Annotated in this window: 22 protein-coding genes; 9 read left to right on the top strand and 13 right to left on the bottom strand. The window is 71.6% G+C overall.

What is annotated here, in order from left to right; all coding sequences use genetic code 11:
* Positions 1–27: 27 nt before the first annotated feature.
* Positions 28–669, bottom strand: a complete 642-nt coding sequence (locus Acy02nite_RS14530) for a GTP cyclohydrolase II (RefSeq protein WP_203740840.1) — start codon at positions 667–669, stop codon at positions 28–30.
* An 82-nt stretch (positions 670–751) separates the two neighbouring features.
* Between Acy02nite_RS14530 and Acy02nite_RS14525 the strand changes: the two genes are divergently transcribed.
* Positions 752–1,441: a RibD family protein gene (locus Acy02nite_RS14525; protein WP_203740838.1), complete on the top strand. Its 690-nt coding sequence runs from the start codon at positions 752–754 to the stop codon at positions 1,439–1,441.
* 8 nt (positions 1,442–1,449) lie between these two features.
* On the opposite strand, the gene Acy02nite_RS14520 is transcribed toward Acy02nite_RS14525, so the two are convergent.
* Genes Acy02nite_RS14520 through Acy02nite_RS14500 form a run of 5 tightly spaced genes read right to left on the bottom strand, consistent with a single transcriptional unit; the run spans position 1,450 to position 5,878 of the window.
* Positions 1,450–2,589, bottom strand: a complete 1,140-nt coding sequence (locus Acy02nite_RS14520) for a lysylphosphatidylglycerol synthase transmembrane domain-containing protein (protein ID WP_203740836.1) — start codon at positions 2,587–2,589, stop codon at positions 1,450–1,452.
* A 59-nt stretch (positions 2,590–2,648) separates the two neighbouring features.
* Positions 2,649–3,401, bottom strand: coding sequence for a class I SAM-dependent methyltransferase (locus Acy02nite_RS14515; RefSeq protein WP_203740834.1), 753 nt, complete (start codon positions 3,399–3,401; stop codon positions 2,649–2,651).
* Positions 3,398–4,447 carry a glycosyltransferase family 4 protein gene (locus Acy02nite_RS14510; RefSeq protein WP_203740832.1) on the bottom strand — a complete coding sequence of 350 codons (1,050 nt, stop codon included), beginning with the start codon at positions 4,445–4,447 and terminating at the stop codon, positions 3,398–3,400. Before Acy02nite_RS14510 ends, Acy02nite_RS14515 begins: the two co-directional genes overlap by 4 nt.
* On the bottom strand, positions 4,444–4,845 hold the full coding sequence (locus Acy02nite_RS14505) for a 6-pyruvoyl trahydropterin synthase family protein (RefSeq protein WP_203740830.1): 402 nt from the start codon (positions 4,843–4,845) through the stop codon (positions 4,444–4,446). Before Acy02nite_RS14505 ends, Acy02nite_RS14510 begins: the two co-directional genes overlap by 4 nt.
* Before the next feature lie 58 nt (positions 4,846–4,903).
* Positions 4,904–5,878, bottom strand: coding sequence for a zinc-dependent alcohol dehydrogenase (locus tag Acy02nite_RS14500; RefSeq protein ID WP_203740828.1), 975 nt, complete (start codon positions 5,876–5,878; stop codon positions 4,904–4,906).
* 83 nt (positions 5,879–5,961) lie between these two features.
* Between Acy02nite_RS14500 and Acy02nite_RS14495 the strand changes: the two genes are divergently transcribed.
* Complete coding sequence (locus Acy02nite_RS14495) at positions 5,962–6,735, top strand: CDP-alcohol phosphatidyltransferase family protein (RefSeq protein ID WP_203740826.1); 774 nt, start codon at positions 5,962–5,964, stop codon at positions 6,733–6,735.
* On the opposite strand, the gene Acy02nite_RS14490 is transcribed toward Acy02nite_RS14495, so the two are convergent.
* Positions 6,719–7,603 carry an ABC transporter substrate-binding protein gene (locus Acy02nite_RS14490; protein ID WP_203740824.1) on the bottom strand — a complete coding sequence of 295 codons (885 nt, stop codon included), beginning with the start codon at positions 7,601–7,603 and terminating at the stop codon, positions 6,719–6,721. The two genes, Acy02nite_RS14495 and Acy02nite_RS14490, sit on opposite strands and share 17 nt — an antisense overlap.
* Before the next feature lie 121 nt (positions 7,604–7,724).
* Here Acy02nite_RS14490 and Acy02nite_RS14485 point away from each other — a divergent pair, with 121 nt between their 5' ends.
* Positions 7,725–8,342, top strand: a complete 618-nt coding sequence (locus tag Acy02nite_RS14485) for an HAAS signaling domain-containing protein (protein WP_239174791.1) — start codon at positions 7,725–7,727, stop codon at positions 8,340–8,342.
* A gap of 94 nt (positions 8,343–8,436) precedes the next feature.
* Here the strand turns inward: Acy02nite_RS14485 and Acy02nite_RS14480 are convergent, their stop codons facing one another.
* Positions 8,437–9,333, bottom strand: coding sequence for an alpha/beta fold hydrolase (locus Acy02nite_RS14480; RefSeq protein ID WP_239174789.1), 897 nt, complete (start codon positions 9,331–9,333; stop codon positions 8,437–8,439).
* Positions 9,334–9,474: 141 nt separating this feature from the next.
* On the opposite strand from Acy02nite_RS14480, the gene Acy02nite_RS14475 reads away from it, so the two are divergent.
* Entirely contained in the window at positions 9,475–9,822 is a 348-nt protein-coding gene (locus tag Acy02nite_RS14475) for a hypothetical protein (RefSeq protein ID WP_203740822.1), read from the top strand.
* On the opposite strand, the gene Acy02nite_RS14470 is transcribed toward Acy02nite_RS14475, so the two are convergent.
* Positions 9,819–10,187, bottom strand: coding sequence for a hypothetical protein (locus tag Acy02nite_RS14470; protein WP_203740820.1), 369 nt, complete (start codon positions 10,185–10,187; stop codon positions 9,819–9,821). The two genes, Acy02nite_RS14475 and Acy02nite_RS14470, sit on opposite strands and share 4 nt — an antisense overlap.
* Positions 10,188–10,374: 187 nt before the next feature.
* On the opposite strand from Acy02nite_RS14470, the gene Acy02nite_RS14465 reads away from it, so the two are divergent.
* A complete protein-coding gene (locus Acy02nite_RS14465) occupies positions 10,375–10,635 on the top strand; it encodes a hypothetical protein (protein WP_239174822.1) in 261 nt (86 codons plus the stop codon).
* 315 nt (positions 10,636–10,950) lie between these two features.
* Here Acy02nite_RS14465 and htpG read toward each other — a convergent pair whose 3' ends face one another.
* Both htpG and Acy02nite_RS14455 read right to left on the bottom strand, forming a co-directional pair.
* Complete coding sequence (gene htpG / locus Acy02nite_RS14460) at positions 10,951–12,795, bottom strand: molecular chaperone HtpG (RefSeq protein ID WP_203740816.1); 1,845 nt, start codon at positions 12,793–12,795, stop codon at positions 10,951–10,953.
* A gap of 187 nt (positions 12,796–12,982) precedes the next feature.
* A complete protein-coding gene (locus Acy02nite_RS14455) occupies positions 12,983–13,141 on the bottom strand; it encodes a hypothetical protein (protein ID WP_203740814.1) in 159 nt (52 codons plus the stop codon).
* 130 nt (positions 13,142–13,271) lie between these two features.
* Between Acy02nite_RS14455 and Acy02nite_RS14450 the strand changes: the two genes are divergently transcribed.
* Both Acy02nite_RS14450 and Acy02nite_RS14445 read left to right on the top strand, forming a co-directional pair.
* The gene (locus tag Acy02nite_RS14450) at positions 13,272–14,783 is read left to right on the top strand and encodes an MFS transporter (RefSeq protein ID WP_203740813.1); all 1,512 of its coding nucleotides are present in this window, start codon (positions 13,272–13,274) and stop codon (positions 14,781–14,783) included.
* Entirely contained in the window at positions 14,780–15,385 is a 606-nt protein-coding gene (locus Acy02nite_RS14445; protein WP_203740812.1) for an acyl-CoA-like ligand-binding transcription factor, read from the top strand. The genes Acy02nite_RS14450 and Acy02nite_RS14445 overlap by 4 nt, the downstream gene beginning before the upstream one ends.
* On the opposite strand, the gene Acy02nite_RS14440 is transcribed toward Acy02nite_RS14445, so the two are convergent.
* Complete coding sequence (locus Acy02nite_RS14440) at positions 15,371–15,895, bottom strand: TetR/AcrR family transcriptional regulator (protein ID WP_203740811.1); 525 nt, start codon at positions 15,893–15,895, stop codon at positions 15,371–15,373. The two genes, Acy02nite_RS14445 and Acy02nite_RS14440, sit on opposite strands and share 15 nt — an antisense overlap.
* Positions 15,896–15,968: 73 nt before the next feature.
* On the opposite strand from Acy02nite_RS14440, the gene Acy02nite_RS14435 reads away from it, so the two are divergent.
* The gene (locus tag Acy02nite_RS14435; protein WP_203740810.1) at positions 15,969–16,640 is read left to right on the top strand and encodes an SDR family oxidoreductase; all 672 of its coding nucleotides are present in this window, start codon (positions 15,969–15,971) and stop codon (positions 16,638–16,640) included.
* 205 nt (positions 16,641–16,845) lie between these two features.
* On the opposite strand, the gene Acy02nite_RS14430 is transcribed toward Acy02nite_RS14435, so the two are convergent.
* Positions 16,846–17,535, bottom strand: a complete 690-nt coding sequence (locus Acy02nite_RS14430; RefSeq protein WP_239174787.1) for an FMN-dependent NADH-azoreductase — start codon at positions 17,533–17,535, stop codon at positions 16,846–16,848.
* Between the two features lie 55 nt (positions 17,536–17,590).
* On the opposite strand from Acy02nite_RS14430, the gene Acy02nite_RS14425 reads away from it, so the two are divergent.
* Positions 17,591–18,130, top strand: coding sequence for a MarR family winged helix-turn-helix transcriptional regulator (locus Acy02nite_RS14425; protein WP_203740809.1), 540 nt, complete (start codon positions 17,591–17,593; stop codon positions 18,128–18,130).
* Positions 18,131–18,137: the final 7 nt, after the last annotated feature.

Raw genomic sequence — 18,137 nt, 5'->3', positions numbered from 1 at the left:
GGAAACCGGGCGTTCGGGAACCTGGCGTCACTCGGCCAGGGGCAACTCGATCGTGTGGGAGGTGTGCGATGCCTTGGCGCGCAGATAGCGGACGTTGGCCGCGGAGACGTGCACGCCGGTCGGAATCTGCTGGGTCACCTCGATGCCGAGGGAGTCCAGCTGGATCGCCTTGTCCGGGTTGTTGCTGAGCAGCCGGATCCGGTCCGCGCCGACCGCGAGCAGCATCTGCGCGGCCGGGCTGTAGTCCCGCTCGTCCTCGCCACGGCCCAGAGCGACATTCGCCTCGTACGTGTCCAGGCCGTCGTCCTGCAGCGCGTACGCGTCGAGCTTGGCGTAGAGGCCGATGCCCCGCCCCTCCTGACGCAGGTAGAGCAGGAAGCCGCCCTGCTCGGTGATCCGCTCGGCGGCCTCGCGCAACTGCGGGCCGCAGTCGCAGCGCTGGCTGCCGAAGACGTCACCGGTCAGGCACTCGCTGTGCGGCCGGACCAGCGGCGCCCGCCCGCCCGCGGCCGACTTGGTCAGCGCCCGCCGCCAGTCGCCCAGGCCGAGCAGGAGGTGCTCACGCTTGTCCGTCAGGCCGTCGAACGTCATCACCTGCGCGGTCGTTACATAACCGTCGGAAAACCGCAGCGGCACGGTCACCTGCCGTCGGACGGTGGCCTTCAACATCGGTCCTCCCATTGTGACTCCGGTGGCGGAAGCTGTGCCCGAAGATCGGCCGCCGCACACCGCGGATTATCGTGGACGCACGATGGCTGAGCGTCCGTACACCTTGTTGAGTTGTGGGATGTCGATCGACGGTTATCTCGACGACACCACCGAGGAGCGCCTGCTCCTCTCGAATGACGCGGATTTCGACCGGGTCGACGAGGTGCGCGCCGGCTGCGACGCCATCCTGGTCGGTGCGGCGACGATCCGCCAGGACAATCCGCGCCTGCTGGTGCGCTCGGAGCGCCGCCGGGCGGCCCGGATCGCCCGCGGCGAGCCGGCCGACCCGGTGAAGGTCACCGTGACCGGCCGCTGCGACCTCGACCCTGCGGCGGCGTTCTTCACCGCCGGCGAGGCGGAGAAACTCGTCTACTGCGCCACCCCGGCGGTCGCCCAGGCCCGCGAGCGGCTCGGCGCCCTCGCGACGGTCGTCGACGGCGGTGACCCGGTCGACGTGCGGCTGGTCTCGGCTGACCTGGCGGCGCGCGGCGTGCGGCGGCTGATGGTGGAGGGCGGTGGCACCATGCACACCCAGTTCCTCACCCGCGATCTCGCGGACGAGTTGCAGCTGGTGGTCGCGCCGTTCTTCGTCGGTGACTCGCGGGCGCCGCGGTTCGTGCACGACGGGACGTTCCCGGCCGGCCCGAAGAACCGTGCCGGCCTGGCCGAGGTCCGCCAGATCGGCGACGTGGTCCTGCTGCGCTACGCCCTGTCCGAGCGGTTCGAGAAGTAACGCGGGGGTCAAGCCGGCGCCCCGCTCGAGCTGTAGGCCGGCTGCCGCACCGTGGTGCGCCGGGTCCGCACCGGGATGGGCGCCGGTGAGGTGGCCACGACAGCGGGGGAGACGGGCGCGGTGATCCGCACCCGGAAGGCGGCCTCGGCGGCAACGATCGGCGCGGGAGCGACCGGAGCGGGCCGCATCTTGCGCGCGGCACGCACGGCGACCACGATCGCGCCCGGCGCCGCCGCGACGAACGCGCAGATCCCGTACGCCACCGCGATCGTCACCCCCTGCTCGGCGCTGAGCCCGGCCGCGCCGAACGCCCACGCCATCACGCCCTCGCGCGGGCCCCAGCCGCCCACGTTCAGCGGGATCCCCATCGCCAGCAGCGCGAGCAGCAGCATCGGCGCGAGCGACAGGAACGACACCTGGTTGCCGGCGACCCGGGCCGCGACCAGGAACGTCGCCAGGTGGCCGAAGAGCACCATCGCCGAGGCGAACAGCACGCCCGGCCAGTTGCGCCGCGCCAGCAGCCCGGAGCGGATCTCCGCGGCACCGGTCCGGGCGGCGCCGGCCAGCTTCGAGGCGGCGCCGGTCCGCGCGGCGCCGGCCAGGTTCGAGCCGCTGCGCCGCACCCGCCGCGCGATGCCGAGGGCCAGCAGCGCCGCGATCGCGACCACCGCTGTCACCATGGCGATCGCCTTGCCGTTCGCCGAGATCAGGGTCAGGACCGGCGACGGCACGGTCACCAGCACCGCGGCACCCACGACGACCAGCACGATCTGCCCGGCCGTGCGTTCGAGCACCACGGCCCGGACACCGCGCCCCACGTCGCCCTCCTCGCGCCCGTGCGAGACGGCCCGCCCGACGTCGCCGAGCACCCCGCCGGGCAGCGCCGCGTTGAGGAACAGCGCTTGGTAGTAGTCGGCGGTCGCGTCCTTCAGCGACAGCCGCATGCCGAGCCCGCGGGCGACCAGGCACCAGCGCCAGGCGCTGAGCACCGTGGTCACCACGCCGATCCCGAAGGCCAGCGCCAGCGTGCCGCCGTCCAGAACGCGCAGCCCGTCCAGGAACGCGCCGGTGCCGAGTCGCCACAGCACCAGCGCGATGATGGCCGCCCCGCCCAGCAGGCGGGCCCAAGCCCAGAACGATCGGCTCACTTTGCCTGTCCCCTCGTCGATCCCTCAGGGACTAGTACGCCCGACCGCCCGGACTCGGTTCAGTCGAAGATCGCCAAAACATCCTTGTGACCGACGGAAACCTCGGGAAGGTTCGCGGTCCGGGCCGCGAGATAGTCGTCGAACCGCAGGTCAGAGTGCTCCTCGGCGGCCGCGCCGACCCAGCCGCGCAACCATTCGGCGGTCAGATCCGGCCGCTGTGAGCCGAGTCGCCATGGACTCTCCCGGACGACGACGCGCGCCCCGGCCCGCTCGAACGCGGCCGCCGCGTAGTCCGGGGCGTCCGGGCCCAGCTTGGCGTCACGGCGCTGGTGCGCGTTGAACGCGTCCCGCACCTCGGCGTCGCGCGGATCCTCCGGAGTGAGCCGCACCACCCCGGTCACCGAGAGCGTGAACAGCGCGTTCGTCCGGGCCTGCGCGCACACCTCGGCCAGCCGGTCGATCTGCGGCGCGGTGAGCAGATCGAGCAGGGCCGAACACGTGACCAGGTCAGCACCGATCAGGTCGTCGCTGGTGAGCGCGGTCACGTCCCGCTCGTCGATCGCCACGTTGACGCCCTCGGGCATCCGGTCGGCGGCGATCTCCAGCAGGTCGTGGTCGCGGTCGGTGAGGATCCACAGCTGGGGGACCGGCAGCCGCGGCGCCAGCCACCGCCCGAGCGAGCCGGTGCCGCAACCCAGGTCCCGGATCACCTTCGTCGGGGCCGGCAGCAGCCCGACGAGCTCCAGGGATCGGGCGTCGGCGTCGGCGGGCTCGCGCAGGCCGAGCCAGTCGGGGCTGAATTCTCCGGTCATCGACTTCCTTCCTCGGTTTTCTTCAGAATGAGCTCATCCAGGATCGCTGTCAGACGGCGGGCCGTCTCGTCCCAGCCGGTCAGGGTCTCGCGCCGGGCCTCGGCACGGGAGCGCCAGAGCTCGCGCAGGCCGGCGTCGGTCAGCCAGGCACGCAGGGTCGCCGCCAGCGCCTCAGGATCCTCAGGAGCCACCAGCTTTCCCGGTACGGCGCCGGCCACCGTCCCCAGGGCTTCCGGGACGCCGCCCACCTCGGTCGCCACCACCGGCAGCGCGTGGGCGAGCGCCTCGGTGACGACCATGCCGTACGTCTCGGCGCGCGACGGGAGCACGAACAGGTCAGCGTTCGCGTAGGCCGCCTCGAGTTCCGCCCCGGCCAGCGGCCCGGCGAAGCGGAGCTGCCGGGTGTCGGCGGTCAGGGGCCGGCCCGCGCCCGCGAACGTGCACTCCCAGTCCAGGTCGGTCAGCCGCGCGAGGGCGCTGAGCAGCACGTCCTGGCCCTTGCGCGGGGTCAGTGACGCCACGCAGAGCAGCCGGCGCCCGGTGGGGGAGGGGACCGACGGCGTCGCCCGATCGACCCCGGGAGCCGCGACGTGCACCGTCGCCAGCCCGTGCATCGCCGCGACGTGAGCGGCCGCCTGGGTGCTGGTCGCGATCACCCTCGTGGCCAGGTGCAACGCCCGCCCTTCGAGGGCGCGCAGCTCGGCCGCGTCGGTGTCGGACAGGCCGGTCTCGTCACTCAGCGGCAGGTGGACCAGGATCGCCAGGCGCAGGCGGGCGGCGTGCGGTTCCAGGACCTCCGGGACCCCGCACGCGACCAGGCCGTCGAGCAGCACCGTCGCGCCGTCCGGGATCTCGGCGAGAACGCGGGACAGGCGCTCCCGGTCCGCCGGGGCGGGGCGGGGCCAGTCACCGGGTGCGGCCACCTCCCGTACGGGAAACCGGTCCTGAAGGTGGTCGAGAACGGCGCGATCGTAGCGATTGCCACCGCTGGGTGCTGCCGGATCGTCGACGCCTTCCGGCAGCACCACGTGGAGCGTGAAGGTCACCGCAGGGTTCGCTCGTAGCTCGCCCAGGCGATGTGCGACTCGTGCAGGGTGATCTCGAGGCCGGTCAGGCCGGCCGCGCCGGGGCCGAGCTCGCCCGCGCCGATCCGGACGGCGAGCCGGTCGGCGATCACCTTGGCCAGGAACTCGGTGGACGTGTTGACGCCGGAGAACTCCGGGTCCTCGTCGAGGTTGCGGTAGCTGAGGCTGCCGCAGATCGTCTTCAGCTGCTCGCTCGCGAGGCCGATGTCGACGACGATGTTGTCATCGTCCAGCTCCGGGCGGCGGAAGGTGGCGTCCACCACGAACGTGGCGCCGTGCAGCCGCTGGGCAGGCCCGAAGACCTCACCCGAGAAGCTGTGCGCGATCATGATGTGGTCGCGGACGGTGACGCTGAACAAGTTTCACTCCTCGATTGGCGGATCTTCAACTCCACAACGGTTACCCGGTCCGGAAAGATCAATTCCGGCCCGGGTAGTCGATCACGTGACACAGGGCCGGCAGGCTGCCGTCGGCGAGCCGGGGCATGACCCCGGGCAGCTCGTCGAAGCGTGACCGGCCGGTGATCAGGGCGTCGAAGCGGTCGTCGCGCAGCAACGCGAGCGCGAGGCTCAACCGCTCGGCGTAGGTACGCCCGCGCTGCGGCAGGATGCCGCCGACCTGGCTGCTGCGGATCGTCAGCCGGCGCGAGTGGAAGTTCTCGCCCAGCCGCAGCGGGACGTCCCGGTCGCCGTACCAGCTCAGCTCGACGACAGTGCCCTCGGTCCGCAGCAGCTCGAGCGAGCGGGCCAGGCCGGCCGGGTTCGCGCTGGCGTGGATCACCAGGTCACGGTCCTCCGCGGCGTCCTGCGGCAGGGCGAAGTCGACGCCCAGCGCCTCGGCGACGGACTTCTTCGCCGGATCCGCGTCGACCAGGTGAACGTCGGCGGCGGGGAAGCCGGCCAGGATCGCGGCCACCGACGAGCCGACCATGCCGGCGCCGACGACCGTGATGCGGTCACCCACCTGGGGGTTCGCGTCCCAGACGGCGTTGACGGCGGTCTCGACGGTGCCGGTCAGGACGGCCCGCGCCGCGGGGACGCCGTCCGGGACGACGGTGACAGCGGTTCGCGGCACCACGTAGCGGGTCTGATGCGGGTAAAGCGCGAAAACCCGCTTCCCGCGAAGATCGTCGGGACCTTCCTCGACCACGCCGACGTTCAGGTAGCCGTACTTCACCGGCCCCGGGAAGTCACCCGCCTGGAACGGCGCGCGCATCGTCGCCCACTGGCTCTCCGGCACCCGCCCCTGGAACACCAGGGTCTCCGTGCCACGGCTCACCCCGGAGTGCAGCGTGCGCACCAGCACCTCGCCGGGACCGGGCTCCGGCACCGATTCGGTGCGTAACTCACCCGATCCAGGGGAACTGACCCAAAAGGCCCTCTCGTCGAACACGTACCAACTCCTCTGAACCGAAAGTCCTCGACAAGCGTGTGAGTGGAGGACAGCGCGGTTAGACCCTAAGTCCAGGAGGCATGGTGACCATCACTACCGCCACGACGACCCCGTACCGGGCGCCTTTCGCCGGGTTCGCGGCCCAGCTCGCGCTCCTCGCGCTGCTGGCCGGGACAGCGGGACTCACGCTGGCCGGTGGGATCGCCGGGATCGCGTACGGCGTGGTTCTCTGCGGCCTGCTCGGCATCGCCCTGGACCGGGCCCGGATGACGTTCCTCGGCTGGGCGAACCTGGTCACGTTCAGCCGGGCCATCCTCACCGGCGGGGTGACCGCCCTGGTCACCAGCTCGCTGATCGGGCACGAGATCCCGGTCTGGCTGCTGGTGACGCTCGCCACCGTGGCGCTCGCCATGGACGGCGTCGACGGTCAGGTCGCCCGGCGCACCGGGACGTCCTCGGAGCTGGGCGCGCGCTTCGACATGGAGGTCGACGCGTTCCTGATCCTGGTGCTCAGCGTCTACGCCGGGTTCTCGTACGGCTGGTGGGCGCTCGCCATCGGCGCGTTCCGTTACGCCTTCGTCGCCGCCTCCTGGGCCCTGCCCTGGCTGAACACCGCCCTGCCGCCGCGCTTCTCCCGCAAGGTTGTCGCCGCTCAGCAGGGCGTCCTGCTCGCCGTCGTCGCGACCGGGCTGCTGCCGACGTGGGCCGCCGTCGCGACCCTCGCCATCGCGCTCGGGTCGCTGGCCTGGTCGTTCGGCCGGGACATCCACTGGCTCTACAGGGCGTCGCAGGTCCGGGAAGCGGCCCGCACCCGGTGGTCCGCCCGCCCGATGACCCTGGTCACTGGACGCGCCTGATCGTTCCCGGACGCGCCTCGGGCACGACCTCCGGGTGCAGGATCGCCGCGATCGCCTCGACCCCGTCGACCAGCCGTGGCCCCGGGCGCACGACCAGGCCGTCCCCGTCGATCGCCCACACCTGTGCCTCCGGGAAGTGCGGCAGCAGCGCCTCGGCCTGCCGCACCGCCCCGTCCAGGTGATACCCGCACGGCGTGACGAGCACGACCTCCGGCTCGGGTGCGGCCAGCTCCGCCCAGGACACCCGCACCGACCGCCGCCCGGGCCGCGCCGCCACCGCCTCACCACCGGCCGCCGCGACCAGATCGGGAACCCAGTGCCCACCCGTGAACGGCGGATCCACCCACTCCACGATGGCCACTCTCGGTCGCGGCCGGCCGGCCACCGCCTTCTCCACGGCCCCCAGGCGAGCCTCGAGATCCGCGACCAGGCGCAGAGCCCTTTCCCGTACGCCCGTGGCCGCGCCCACCTCCACGAACGTGGCCAGCACGTCGGCCAGCGTGTGCGGATCCAGGCTCAGCACCTCCGCCCGGCACCCGAGATGGGACAACGCGTCGTCCACATGGCCGGACGGCAGCGCGCACACCCGGCACAGATCCTGGGTGAGGATGAGATCCGGCGCGAGCCCGGCCAGCGCGTCGGCGTGCAACGTGTAGAGATCACCGCCGGCCGCCATCTGCGTACGCACATAGTCGTCGATCTCGCCGGGTGACATGTCCCGCGTGTCGCGTCCGCCGACCACCACGGTCTTCGACGAACGCGCCGCGGCCGGCTCGTCGCACTCGAACGTCACCCCGACCAGATCGTCCCCCAGACCCAGGGCATAGACGATCTCGGTCGCGGACGGAAGCAGAGAGACCAGGCGCATACCCCCGACCATAGGCCGAAAGTCTGATACCGGCGCCGCGGAATACAACCCTGGTCCGATGTGCCCGCCCGCACGGGGGTCGATGCTGAACGGCATCGCTGCCTCGTGAAGGAGGACCGGGATGACGACCGCCCTGCCTGCCACCATGCCCACCGCGCCACTCGCCGACGGCGACGCGCTGGTGCTCGACTACCTCGCCGCGCTGTGGGCTGCCAGCGACGACCTGCCGCCCGACCTGCGCGACGAGCTCATGCGCACGGTCTCCGACTACGTGGCGGCCCGTCACGAGCCGGGCGCCGACCCCGGGCCGGTGCTGAGCCGGTTAGGGCCTCCGGAGCAGCTGGCCGCGGCCACCCGCCGCGGCTTCCTGCCGGTGCATCTGCGCCTGCCCGCCCCGGCGCCCCACGTCCCACCGGAACCCCGGGTCGCGGTGGTGGGCGGCGGAGCCGAATCCGCGGCGCTCGCCCTGCTGATCGGCGGCACGTTCCTGATGCCGGTGATCAGCCCGGCCGCCGGGATGCTGATCGCGACCGGCTCGTCCCGCTGGACGCCGGCCCAGAAAGCGGCCGGCTGGGTCCTGACCGCCGGCTCGGCCGCCACCGCGTTCCTGGCAGTCCTCGTGCTGGCCGGGCTCGGCGTCGCGGCCGGCCCGGTCCTGGTCTTCGGCTACCTCGCGGCCTGCGCCGGCTCCGTCGTCGCCGGCCTGGCCCTGCTGACCGGCGTGCGCGCGCGCCCCTGACCGGCGTGCGCGCCCGCCCCTGACCGGCATGCGGGTTTGCCCCTGACCGGCGCGGGCCCGCCCCTGATCCGCTCGCCCGGACGACTGTCGAGCCTCAAGCGGCGGGGGTCAGCGGATCGGCGGGCTCGCCGAGGATCTCGGTGAGCACCTGGCTCCACACGGCACGCGGCGGAACCTCGTGGCCCACGCCCTCCAGCCACACCAGTCGCGAGCCCGGGATCACCCGTGCCAGCTCGCGCGGATGCTCGGCCGGGAAGCGCTGGTCCAGCGTCCCGTGCAGGATCAGCGTCGGCGCCTCGATGGCGGCCAGCCGATCCCGCACCGGTGGCCCGTAACCGGCCCGGCGGTGATTCGCCCGCGAGGTTCCCAGGTCACCGGACCGGTCGAAGACGCGCTCGGCGAGGCGGCGCAACTGCGGCTCGTCCGGCGTGAACGGGCCACCCCGCGCCCGGATCTCCGTGATCAGGCAGGTCACTGCGGCACGCCGGTTCGACCAGTCGACCTCGTCGGTCGTGGCCCGGACGCGAACCTCGGTGGCCGGTGGTGTCCGGACGGCGACCGCGGCCACGCCCGCGAGGACCGGGGTGGCGTCCGGCCCGAGCCCGGCGCTGGTCGCGATCAGGGTGAGGGAGAGGACGCGATGTGGCTGCTCGACGGCGATCCGCTGGGCGAGCGCGCCGCCCAGGGACAGCCCGACCAGGTGGGCGGCGGGCACCCCGAGCGCGTCGAGCACCCCGAGCGCGTCGTTCATCAGGTCCACACCCGAATACGCCGCGCCGGCCGGGAACGCGCTGGACCGCCCGGTGTCGCGATGGTCGTAGCGGATCACGAACCGGCCACCGGCGGCGAGCCGGCGGCAGAACTCGTCGTCCCACCAGTCCATCGAGCTGGCCTCCCCGGCGAGCAGCAGGAGAGGGGGCTCGGTGCGTTCACCGAAGGTTTCCAGGCACACCTGGATGCCGTTGACCGGCATCATCGTCTCGGTCACCACCAGGCCATTGTGGCGGTGCTCACCGACAGTCAGGTTAAAAGGGGATCACAACGGATGACGAGATCAATGTGAACAAACCACGCCCGGCCGGTACCGCGGAGTTCGGGAGCTCGTGGCCAGGCCTGTGGTTGACTCCGAGCCGTGACACTACCCGATTTGTCGGAATTCGAGCCCCATCGGACCGAGGTGGACGCGTCCTTCGAGGGGACGAAAGTGCCGGGCCTGCGCGCCGAGTTCTTCCGGCGACCCGAGGGGGACCGGATCGCGAGCGTGGGCCGCTACTCGTTCGGCGGCGAGGAGTTGCTGCTCGCCTGGGGCTATGTCGACGAGGAGCATTGCCGGCACAACGCCGTACGGGACGGATCGGGTTCCTGGTCCCCGGCACAAGCCGGATGCCCTCAGGTGCGACTGGTAAAGAACGGCCAGGCCGTGATCGGCCTGGCCGTGCGCGCCCCCACCGGCGTTTGGGTGCGCGCGGTGGGTGGTTAGCGGGACGTCGCCGGCGTCGTGACGGCGGCGCGGGACTGGTTGCGGGCGGTCCGCAGGGAGACCGCGGTCAGGCCGATGGCCAGCAGGAACAGGGCGAGGTGCAGGTAGGGGTTCACGATCGGGACGAACCCGATCACCGCGACCGGGATCTGCACCACCGCGATCAGTGCGGCCATCAGCCACGTGCGGCGGCCGCTCCACAACATCGCCGTCCAGACCGGCGCCGAGACGACCAGCAGGGTCAGCGCGTCGAGGACGGTGTGGAAGTAGACGTTGTGAACGTTGTTGTGGGCGAACGCCTGGGCCGGCGCGGCGATCCAGAGACCGGCGACGAGGACGGCGAGAACGACAGCGGCACGACGCATGGGGTTCCTCCAGCGTGATCAGACCGTTGCTCCGAGTAATCACGGTATAAAAGCGGCAGCCGTCCCGTAAAGCCTCATCCGGATTCATTCCCCCGGAATGGCACAGTCGCTTTCCGTGCCCGTGATCATGCCCGATCGGGCCACTGTCACGCGCGGTGATGATGGCTAGCCTGCTCCAGTGCGCTTGATGGAGATGGCAATGGCGGCAGCGGTGACGGTAAGTGTTGCGGGCGGTTCTTACGCAGCGTTAAACCCGGACAAAATCACGGCTGACGCGCGGGCGGTCGCGGACAAGGCGACCTGCCGGACGGTGGACACGGCGATCGTCGGTTTCATCGCCGTGAACGAGACCGACCCGACATCGATCACGCAGCTGAAGCCCTACGTCGACGGCGACATCTCGCGCTACCGGATCGTCGGCGGTCGCGCCGCCGGCCCCGGCTGCTGAGTTCACCGGGGCTCTGAGCTGCCGGCGCGTCTCGCCTGCCGGAGTCCGCGAGGAGGCTGGTGGGCACGGCGGTGGCGCGCTCACTGTTCCGGCTGGCGCTCGTGGGCGTTATTCGTGCCTCATAACGCCCATGAGCACCAGCCGGAAGACCGCGCCGCGCCGCTGGCTCGACCCTGCCGGGCCTGGCGGCTTCAGCTCGCGGCGGGCGTGGCGGCTCAGGCGGGTGGGCCTCGTGGCTCCAGCCCGCGGCGGGGTGCGCCGGGAAACGGGAAGCGCGGCCCCGCAGGGCCGCGCTCCGATTGCTGGGACGACGGGTCAGACCGTGCGAGCCAGGCGGTCGGCGAGGAGCTTGGCGAAGCGCGCCGGGTCCTCCAGGTCACCGCCCTCAGCCAGCAGCGCCGTGCCGTAGAGGAGCTCCGCGGTCTCCGGCAGCGCCGGGTCCTCCGCGCCCCTCTCGTGGGCCGAGCGCAGCCCCGCGACCAGCGGGTGGTTCGGGTTCAGCTCGAGGATCCGCTTGACCCGCGGCCCCTCCTGGCCCATCGCGCGGTACATCTTCTCCAGCGCCGGCGTGATGTCGTCCTGGTCGCTGACCAGGCACGCGGCCGAGGTGGTGAGCCGGTGCGAGAGCCGGACCTCCTTGACCTGCTCGTCGAGCTTCTCCTTGAGGAAGCCGAGCAGCGGGGCGAAGTCACCCTCGGGCGCCTTCTCCTCCTCGTCCTTCTTCAGGTCGACCGAGCCACGCGCGATGGAGCGCAGTTTCTTGCCGTCGAAGTCGGGGACCGCGTCGACCCAGATCTCGTCGACCGGGTCGGTGAGGATCAGCACCTCGTAGCCCTGCTCGGCGAACGCCTCCATGTGCGGCGAGTTCACCACCTGGGAGCGGCTCTCGCCGGTCAGGAAGTAGATCTCCTCCTGACCCTCCTTCATCCGCTCGACGTAGGCGGCCAGGGTGGTCGGCTCGTCCTGCGCGGTGGTCGCGAACGACGCGATCTCCAGGATCGGCTTGTGGTTGTCCGGCTCGCTGAGCAGGCCCTCCTTGACGGCCCGGCCGAACTCGCGCCAGAACGTCGCGTACTTCTCCGGGTTGCTGGTCATCAGGTCCTTGATCGTGGACAGGACCTTCTTGACCAGGCGCCGGCGGATCATCTGGATGTGCCGGTCCTGCTGCAGGATCTCGCGCGAGATGTTCAGCGACAGGTCGGCCGCGTCGACGACACCCTTGACGAAGCGCAGGTAGTCCGGGATCAGCTCCTTGCTGTCGTCCATGATGAAGACGCGCTTGACGTAGAGCTGCAGGCCACGGCGGGCGTCGCGCTGGAACAGGTCGTGCGGGGCGCGCGACGGGATGAAGAGCAGCGCCTCGTACTCGAAGGTGCCCTCCGCCTTCATGTTGATGATCTCGAGCGGGTCGGTCCAGTCGTGGCTGATGTGCTTGTAGAACTCGTGGTACTCCTCGTCGGTGACCTCGCTGCGCGGGCGCGCCCACAGGGCCTTCTGCGAGTTCAGCGTCTCGTCGCCGAGCCGGATCGGGAACGAGATGAAGTCCGAGTATCGCTTGACGATCTGCTTGATCCGCCACTCGTCGGCGTAGTCGTAGAGCGCGTCCTCCTCGTCCTTCGGCCGCAGCTGCAGCGTGACGGTGGTGCCGACCGGGGCGTCCGGCTCGTCGTCGATCGTGTAGGTGCCCTCGCCCGCCGACTCCCAGCGCGTGCCGTGCCCCTCGGTCCCGGCCTTGCGGGTCACCAGCGTGACCTTGTCGGCGACCATGAACGTCGAGTAGAAGCCGACACCGAACTGACCGATCAGCTCGGCGTCGCCCTTGGCCTCGGACGCCTCCTTGAGCTTGGCCAGCAGGTCGGCCGTCCCGGACTTGGCGATCGTGCCGATCAGGGCCACGACCTCCTCGCGGGTCATGCCGATGCCGTTGTCCCGCACGGTCAGCGTCCGTGCCTCGGTGTCCGCCTCGATCTCGATGTGCAGGTCGGAGGTGTCCGCCTCGAGGCCGTCCTGCAGCTTGGCCAGGCGCAGCTTGTCCAGCGCGTCGGACGCGTTCGAGATCAGCTCACGCAGGAAGATGTCCTTGTTCGAATAGATCGAGTGGACCATCAGCTGCAACAGCTGGCGCGCCTCGGCCTGGAACTCCAACGTCTCCATCGTCACCCGTTTCCGTCCTTGTCCGGTGGTTCACGCCGATCGTATGACGACGCCGGGTCGCCCTGTCGGCCACCACGGGTAGTGCCGCTCCCGGGTTGTGCCCATCCACGGAAATCGCCCTTGCGCCGGGGGGTCGCGCAGCGGCCGGCGGCGGCTTCACGCGCCGTCGTCAATGGACTGCGCGGGCGGTGACTCAGCCGTTCGACAGGTTGACGAAGAACGTGCCGATGTTGGTGAAGATCTGGGCGACGCCGTCGGCGATGCTGCGCGCCACGTCGGCGGCCGGCCCCGGGTTCGTGCCGATCCAGAAGACCAGCAGGAACAGCAGCACCCAGCCGAGAACCTTCTTCACGGCATCCCCACCCCCATCCCCAGCCATGATCCTCACACAACATGAGAGATCTGTGGGAAAGGCACGCCCAAGGCTGAGAGGACTCTGAGCAAACTGACAGCGCATAGCTTTTGAGAGTTACTGTCATTCCATGGCTACTTCCCAAGCGCGCTGGTTCGCGCTCGCCGCTCTGGCGTTCTGCACCCTCGCGGTCGGCCTCGACGGCACGGTGCTCAGCGTGGCGCTGCCCACGCTCGCCAACGACCTCGGCGCCACCACCGGTGACCTGCAGTGGTTCACCAACTCGTACCTGCTGGTGCTGGCCGCGGCGCTGCTGCCGGCCGGCATGCTCGGCGACCGGTACGGCCGCAAGAAGTTCCTGCTCGGCGCGCTCCTGCTCTTCGGCGCGGCCTCCGCGTGGTGCGCGTTCGCCGGCAGCACCGGCCAGCTGATCGCCGCGCGCGCCGTGCTCGGCCTCGCCTCCGCGGTGATCATGCCGCTGATCGGGGCGGTCCTCACTGTCGTCTTCGACGAGCAGACCCGGCCCCGCGCGCTCGGCATCTGGGTGACCGCCAACGCGCTCGGCATCCCGCTCGGCCCGCTGCTCGGCGGCTGGCTGCTCGACCACCTCTGGTGGGGCTCGGTGTTCCTGATCAACCTGCCGGTCGTCGCGTTCGGCCTGCTCGCGGTCACCGCCTGGGTGCCGGAGTCGCACGGCGACCGGACACGGCGCCTCGACCCGCTCGGGGTGGTGCTCTCCGCCGCCGGGCTGGTCGCGGTGACGTACGGGATCGTCGAAGCCGGCGAGAAGGGCCTGGGTGACCTGCGGTCGTCCCTCACGATCACCGGCGGCGTCGTCGCCCTGATCGCCCTGGCCGTGTGGCAGCGCCGCGCGACAGCGCCGCTGATCGACCTCGACCTGTTCCGTTCCCGCGGCTTCACCGGCGGCGCGGTGCTCGCCACGGTCGCCAGCTTCGCGTTCTTCGGCCTGCTCTTCGCGGTGCCGCAGTTCCTGCAGGCGGTCGGCGGGCACGACGCGTTCGGCACCGGCCTGCGGCTGCTCCCGGTGATCGGCGGCCTGCTCGTCGGCGCCCGGCTCGCCGATCGGCTGGTCGCGCGGCTCGGCGCCCGGGTCGTCGTCGGCGCCGGGCTGGCGCTGATCGCCGCCGCGCTGCTCGCCGGCGCCCGGACCGGCGTGGACACCGGTTACGGCTATGTCGCCGCCTGGGTCGGCGTCGCCGGCCTCGGACTCGGCTTCACCCTGCCGCCGTCGATGAACGCCGCCCTCGCCGCCCTCACCCCGGAGCGCAGCGGCGTCGGCTCCGGCCTGATCCAGGCGATGCGGCAGGTCGGCGGCGCGATCGGCGTCGCGGTGCTGGGCACCGTCCTGAACGCGGGATACCGCGACGAGATCGACGCCGCCGGGCTGCCGGCCGCCGCGCGGGACAGCGCCGCGTCCGGGGTCGCGCTGGCCCAGCGCGCCGGTGACCCGGGCATGCTGGAGACGGTCCAGCACGCGTTCACCCACGGCATGGACGTCGCGCTGGTCACCACCGGCGCGGTGGCCGCGGCCGGCGTGCTGCTCGCGCTGATCCTGCCCCGGCACGTGCGCCGCCCGGCCACCGGCTCTGCCGAGACCGTGCTGGCAGAATCGGGGGTATGACCTCGCCCCCCACCAGTCTGCGCGAACGCAAGAAGGCGAAGACCCGGGCCGCCATCCGCGAGCACGCGATGCGGTTGTTCGAGGAGCAGGGGTACGCGTCGACCACCGTGGACCAGATCGCGGAGGCGGCCGAGGTCTCGCCGAGCACGTTCTTCCGCTACTTCCCGGCGAAGGAGGACGTGATCCTGGTCGACGACTACGACCCGATCCTGGTGGAGGCGGTGCGGGCGCAGCCGCCGGAAGTGCCGCCGATCGAGGCGATCCGGCGGGCGATGCGCGACGTCTTCCTCACCATGTCGCCGGAGGTGTGGGAGAGCGAGCGCCGCCGGCAGAAACTCTTCGCCGAGGTGCCGGAGCTGCGGTCCCGGGCGTTGAACCAGATGGCCGAGGCACTCGACCTCATCTGCGACGTGATCGCCGAGCGCACCGGTCTCGCGGCCGGCGACCTCCGGGTCCGGGCGATGGGCGGCGCGGTGGCCGGCGTGGTGCTCGCGATCCTGCCGCCCGGCCGGATGACCGGGAACTCCACGCTCGAGCGGGGCGACTTCGATCGCCTGCTGGACGGCTTGGACCTGCTCCAGAGGGGCTTACCGCTCGTCTAGTGCCTGCTTCGCCGCGGCCAGGAGGTGCTCGGAGATCTCGGTGCCGGCCGTGGCGCGGGACAGGATCAGCGCGCCGACCATCATGCTGACCGCCGCCAGGTCGGGCTCGTCGTCGGTGCCCAGCATCCGGGCGTAGGCGGCGACGCCGTCGGCGTAGGACTGCCGCGCCGCCTCCCCACCCGCCGCGCGCGCGACATCACCGGCGAACCCGGCCGCCGGGCAGCCCGTCCCGGGAGTGTCCCGGTGCTCCGGGGTGAGGTAGCCGTCCAGCAGCGTGGGATCCGCCTCGAGACGGGTCGCCTGCTGGGCGAACGCGTACGCGATGGCCTCGCTGACCAGCGCCTCCTTCGACTCGAACTGCTTGTAGAAGCCCCCGTGGGTCAGCCCGGCCGCCGCGCTCACATCGGCGACGCTGATCCCGTTGATGCCCTTCTCCCGGAGGAGCCGGGCCGCCGTGGCGACGATCCGTTCCCGGTTCTCCCGGGCCTGTGCCTGCGATACCCGTCCCATGCCTCCCACTATAGATGACGCGTGTCATCTATCACCTTGTCGCATCTTAGATGACGTGCGTAATCTAAGACGCATGGAACTTACCAACGCCGTCGCCGTCGTCACCGGAGCCAACCGCGGGTTCGGCCGTCACCTCGCCGCCCAGCTGCTCGCACGCGGCGCCAAGGTCTACGCCGCGGCCCGCAACCCGTCCTCGATCGACCTGCCCGGCGCGATCCCGCTGCGCCTCGACGTCACCGACCCGCAGTCGATCGCCGAGGCCGCCGCCACCGCGGCGGACGCCACCCTCCTGATCAACAACGCCGGCGCCTCGACCGGGCAGCCGCTGCTCGGCGGCGACCTGGCGCTGATCCGCGCCGAGATGGAGACCAACTACTTCGGCCCGCTCGCGGTCACCGAGGCGTTCGCCCCGGTCATCGAGGGCAACGGCGGGGGAGCGGTGCTCAACGTGCTCTCCGTGCTGTCCTGGTTCCACCCCGCGCCGCTCGGGTCCTACTCGGCGACGAAGGCCGCGGCGTGGGCGCTCACCAACGCGACCCGCGAGCAACTGGCGCCGAAGGGCATCACCGTGACCGGGCTGCACGTCGGCTACATGGACACCGACATGGCGGCGTCCGTCCCCGCCGACCAGAAGACCGACCCCGCGCTGGTGGCCGGGCTGGCCCTCGACGCGGTCGCCGCCGGTGCCCCGGAGGTCCTCGGTGACGATCTGACCCGCACGGTCAAGTCAGGCCTCGCCGCCTGACATTCACGATCCCGACCCCGCTGGGGTACGTCGTCAGGCCGCCACTCCTCGCCCGCCCGCGCCCGACGCCCGGCCGGTGCTCACGGTTGTTCCCGGCCCCGATGGGAGCCGTGAGTGCCGGCCGGGGTCGTGCGTCGCGGTGCGGCCCTGCCCCGAGCCGGGCTCGCGGCGGGGCTGGGCGGTGGTTCCGGCGGGCGGGGGCGGGCTATCCCCGTACGCGCAATGGGGTCTGGGGTTGAATGAAGAGTTTTCCCTGCTCGCGGGCCTGCTCGTGGGCGAGGGAGCGGGCTGTCGCGGCGTCCGCGGTGGCAAGGTTCGGCCGGAAGTGGATCTCGGTCTGGTGGTGGACGCCGGCCCAGTGGAGCCAGTCGGCGAAGTAGGTGGACTGGAAGTCGCTGCCGAACGCGGGCGCCCGGCCGGGGCCGTAGACCGCGCTGGTGTAGATCACCGCTGCCCTCTTGTCCCGCAGCAGCCCGGAATAGCCCTGCTCGGGGTCGAACCCGAAGACCAGGCCGGGCTGGCTGACGACGTCGATGAACTGCTTCAGGATGTACGGGATCCCGGCGTTCCACATCGGCACGCTGAACAGGTAGAGATCGGCGGAGTCGAAGCGGCGGAACGCGTCGGTGGCCGCGTTCCAGGCGTCGGCGGCCGGGCCGGTCGGCTCCTCGCCGGCAAAGACGGTCATCTTGGCGGCGGCCGCGTCCGGGCCGAAGGGCGGCAGCGAGCCGTCCCAGAGGTTCCACTCGGCGGTCTCGAGCCCGGGATCCGCCAAGCGCGCCGAGGTCAGGAACGTGCTCGCCAGGGCCAGCGACTCGGAACGCTCGCCGCGCGGGGAGGCGGCGATGTGCAGCAGCTTCACGGTGTGCTCCTCATGGATTAGAAGTGTGCGCACGCACATTCCTACTCCCAGTGTGTGCGCACGCACAAGATTTGGGTACGCTGACGTGATGAGCGACACCGACACCACCGCCTGGGCCGCGCTGCTCCGGGTGCACGCCGCCGTCGTGCCGGTGCTGGACCGGACCCTCCAGTCCACCTGCGGCCTACCCCTGACCTGGTACGACGTGCTGCTCGAGCTGCGACACGCGCCGGACGGGCGGCTCAGCATGGGCGAGCTGGGGGAGCGGGCGGTGGTCAGCCGCACCCGGGTGAGCCGCGTGGTCGACCAGCTCGTCGCCGCCGGCCTCGCCGTCCGGGAGACGAATCCGGACGATCGCCGGTCCGCACACGCCGCCATCACCGACGCCGGTCGGCAGCGGCTGCGCGAGGCCGCACCGGTCTACCTGGACGGCATCCAGCGGCACTTCACCGGGTTGATGACGCCCGAGGAGGCGGCCGTCGTGGGCCGCGCGCTGGAGAAGGTGCTCCGGCCCCCGGCGCCCGCCGGGCCGTTGCGCAAGGCGCTCGACAGGCAGGGCGAGACGGCGGTCGTGCTGCCCGGGGAGGAGAAACCCGCAGGCCCCGCCCGGAAGCCCGGCAGTCGGTAACAGGCGT

This window comes from Actinoplanes cyaneus, assembly GCF_016862095.1.
Taxonomy (GTDB): domain Bacteria; phylum Actinomycetota; class Actinomycetes; order Mycobacteriales; family Micromonosporaceae; genus Actinoplanes; species Actinoplanes cyaneus.
Note: the sequence above shows the minus strand (reverse complement) of the source record. Positions and strands in the feature narration are given on the sequence as shown.